General features: G+C 37.7%; 7 protein-coding genes. All 7 read right to left on the minus strand.

All coding sequences use genetic code 11. The features are described from left to right. Positions 1 to 142: 142 nt before the first annotated feature. Complete coding sequence (locus BHV72_RS00135; RefSeq protein WP_005847601.1) at positions 143 to 343, minus strand: hypothetical protein; 201 nt, start codon at positions 341 to 343, stop codon at positions 143 to 145. Then, on the minus strand, positions 333 to 509 hold the full coding sequence (locus BHV72_RS00140; protein WP_005847603.1) for a DpnD/PcfM family protein: 177 nt from the start codon (positions 507 to 509) through the stop codon (positions 333 to 335). The genes BHV72_RS00135 and BHV72_RS00140 overlap by 11 nt, the downstream gene beginning before the upstream one ends. 5 nt (positions 510 to 514) lie before the next feature. Continuing rightward, positions 515 to 925: a hypothetical protein gene (locus BHV72_RS00145; protein ID WP_005847605.1), complete on the minus strand. Its 411-nt coding sequence runs from the start codon at positions 923 to 925 to the stop codon at positions 515 to 517. Between the two features lie 7 nt (positions 926 to 932). Continuing rightward, entirely contained in the window at positions 933 to 1,403 is a 471-nt protein-coding gene (locus BHV72_RS00150) for a YopX family phage-derived protein (RefSeq protein ID WP_118413874.1), read from the minus strand. A 272-nt stretch (positions 1,404 to 1,675) separates the two neighbouring features. After that, on the minus strand, positions 1,676 to 1,906 hold the full coding sequence (locus BHV72_RS00155; RefSeq protein ID WP_118413872.1) for a DUF3873 family protein: 231 nt from the start codon (positions 1,904 to 1,906) through the stop codon (positions 1,676 to 1,678). A 2-nt stretch (positions 1,907 to 1,908) separates the two neighbouring features. Next, positions 1,909 to 2,217 (minus strand): hypothetical protein, encoded by a 309-nt coding sequence (locus tag BHV72_RS00160; protein WP_117754205.1) that lies wholly within the window; start codon positions 2,215 to 2,217, stop codon positions 1,909 to 1,911. 13 nt (positions 2,218 to 2,230) lie between these two features. Next, the gene (locus BHV72_RS00165; RefSeq protein ID WP_005847617.1) at positions 2,231 to 2,428 is read right to left on the minus strand and encodes a hypothetical protein; all 198 of its coding nucleotides are present in this window, start codon (positions 2,426 to 2,428) and stop codon (positions 2,231 to 2,233) included. Positions 2,429 to 2,554: the final 126 nt, after the last annotated feature.

Raw genomic sequence — 2,554 nt, forward strand, 5'->3', positions numbered from 1 at the left:
ATCCATCTTGGCAATTACTGGAACCACAGCTGTCGCAAATTCCGACACATCCATATTCACTGAGCGCGCATATCATTTCGCCACGAGTGGCTTGTATGACCTTGAATCCTTTCTTGTTTTCATATACTTTTGCCATACTGATTTACTTCACAATCATTTCAGGATGAACGGGGAAATCCCAATCGATTATTCTTGAATCCATAGAGTGCAAATTACCACCAACGACAAGACCAAAACTTTCTTCAACCAATTCTTTCGCTTCATCTTTGCTGCAAGCATTGACAGTTACTTCTCCTTCTAAGACAAACTGGACTTTTACTTTGTATTCTTTGTTACTTTTCATAATCTTCTACCGGATAAAATTCACGACCTTCAAAATCATCTGCTGTAAGAACTACTTCTTCACAGTTAACCATTTCCTCAACTTTCTCGAAAGCGGAATCATAATCATCCGCTTCCACCTCTACCACTTTAGAAAGGGTTTCTATTATTTTGATTCTGTACTTCATATTGCTTATTTTTCTATTTGTTCCATCAAGTTCATTGTCTCTTGTATGACAGCTTGTTTATCCCAATTATATTTATCATCTCCATAATGGAATGTATCAAATCCGAATATCCACCAATCATTACCTATTTCTGTGTTGTCGGTGATAAACTCAGCATTATCCAATATGGGATTTCTTTTTCCGACATACCTTGGATTAATTTTCCTTTTGCTTCCGATAGATTCTTCACCGCTTATTGCCGGTTCTGAAAATGTTATACCGCCATGAACGTCTATATCATTAATATCCAAATAAGACATTCCATGATATTTGTTCATAGAAGGGACAGCTACATATCCATTATGTGTGCCATGCTCTACCATAGTGGACTTAAACCATTCGTTTGATCTTATAAATGCTACTACTTTATTTCCCATATTCTATTCATTTTAGCAATTCAGGATTATCAAACACATTTCCAAATACCTCAATACTATCACATTCCAGATCAAACTGAAGCAGAGGGACAGTAAGGTACTGGCACTCTTTTAATTCTTGGCTTATTGGGTATTCCGCTTTATGCAGACGCAAGCCAAAGCAAGCGAAGCCATCCATGTAAACCACTTCTCCATAACAAATACAATCATGATCGGGGATAGCGCATCCATTTGCGATGCCTTCATACTTGTAGATTATGGAAATGTAATCACGCTCATAGATTTCTTTCCCGTTTTTATCGAACAAACCAGTGAATCGACCAATGGTATTATGATCTACATCATAATCAGCTATACACTTGCATGTCGGCATATCATTTATTTCGGGCAATATGGAATATCTGTTTTCTTCTATCTTAACAAGATTCCCATACAACCATTCATTGCCAAAGATATTTACACCTCTAAATTTAATCATCCCTATTTCTTACCTCCTTTCTGTATCCCGGCGTGATAGCCGTCAAGCCATATCAAAAGCTCTTTTGGCGTATGATAGCCGCTTAAACGGTGGCATGGTATTCCATTTTCAAATATTCGGTTCCAGGTTTGGTTTGTGTCATGCGCCACAATTGCATAAGCGTTTCTGGTAAATGAGGAACTTGTTAGGTGCATATTGTTTACCTTGCAGTAATCCTCTAACGACTTCAATGCTTGTTTCTGCGTCATTGCTTACCTCCTTCCTTCAATTCATTAATAAGAGCATCTCTTGTCTTCACTTGTGCTTCCAGTAAGCCATTTATCCCGTCTTTCTCTGCACGCCTCTAAGGTAGGTGCACAACAAGCAAACAGCTCGCCACTTTCAGTACGATAGTCATATTGGTACATTCTCACTCTTTTACCTCTCAACCTGGTGTTGTAGGTGGTGTAATTTTCTTTACCGGGTTGACATACGCTGCAACCGTTTACATTTATTGAGTTCATAATTAAATCCCCATTTTACTAATTATTTTCTGACTGATTTTTTCTGCAACCATAGTTTTCAGCTCTTCAATATCAAGAAGGGACACAATGATATTTGCATCAAATTCTTTGGCTACATTCTTTGCTACTGCTCTAACAAATGTGCCGTCTTGTATTGATTTGCTTACGCTTTTGCCTATTCTTCTTGTTACTTCTGCATTTACTATCTGCTCAATATTGAGGCTTTTTACAGCATCACTGACAGCTTTAGACATTGCATTATTCAATGCCACACTGTCTACATCAAGTTCTAACGTACAATTACCTTTCATTTATAATCAATATTTAATGTTTCACATTCAATCTTTCTTCACTTGTATAAGCCACTACAAGCCCTGTTTCATCATGCTGTATGGTGATGTACTTTTCACCCCTCTCTATAGTAGAGAAGTCATAAGGGGTTACCATCTTACCTAACACTTTGCCCAGTTGCTTCATCAGTGGGGCTTCAGGGCTGATAACTAAAACTAAATCTGCTTTCATAATCGTGTATATTGTGGTAGCTCGAAAGCTACCGGATTAGAACTCAACCAATATCAATCTTTCTAAAGAACCTGATGCTTTCACCCACATATGATTATGTCCGAAACCATAATCGAAAAACAGTTT

Source organism: Bacteroides sp. 43_46, assembly GCF_001915455.1.
In the GTDB taxonomy this organism is placed as follows: domain Bacteria; phylum Bacteroidota; class Bacteroidia; order Bacteroidales; family Bacteroidaceae; genus Bacteroides; species Bacteroides caccae.

Coding starts and splice junctions, on each gene's coding strand:
- BHV72_RS00155 (WP_118413872.1), bottom strand. CDS start 1,906: ATGAACTCAATAAATGTAAACGGTTGCAGCGTATGTCAACCCGGTAAA.
- BHV72_RS00135 (WP_005847601.1), bottom strand. CDS start 343: ATGAAAAGTAACAAAGAATACAAAGTAAAAGTCCAGTTTGTCTTAGAA.
- BHV72_RS00160 (WP_117754205.1), bottom strand. CDS start 2,217: ATGAAAGGTAATTGTACGTTAGAACTTGATGTAGACAGTGTGGCATTG.
- BHV72_RS00150 (WP_118413874.1), bottom strand. CDS start 1,403: ATGATTAAATTTAGAGGTGTAAATATCTTTGGCAATGAATGGTTGTAT.
- BHV72_RS00140 (WP_005847603.1), bottom strand. CDS start 509: ATGAAGTACAGAATCAAAATAATAGAAACCCTTTCTAAAGTGGTAGAG.
- BHV72_RS00145 (WP_005847605.1), bottom strand. CDS start 925: ATGGGAAATAAAGTAGTAGCATTTATAAGATCAAACGAATGGTTTAAG.
- BHV72_RS00165 (WP_005847617.1), bottom strand. CDS start 2,428: ATGAAAGCAGATTTAGTTTTAGTTATCAGCCCTGAAGCCCCACTGATG.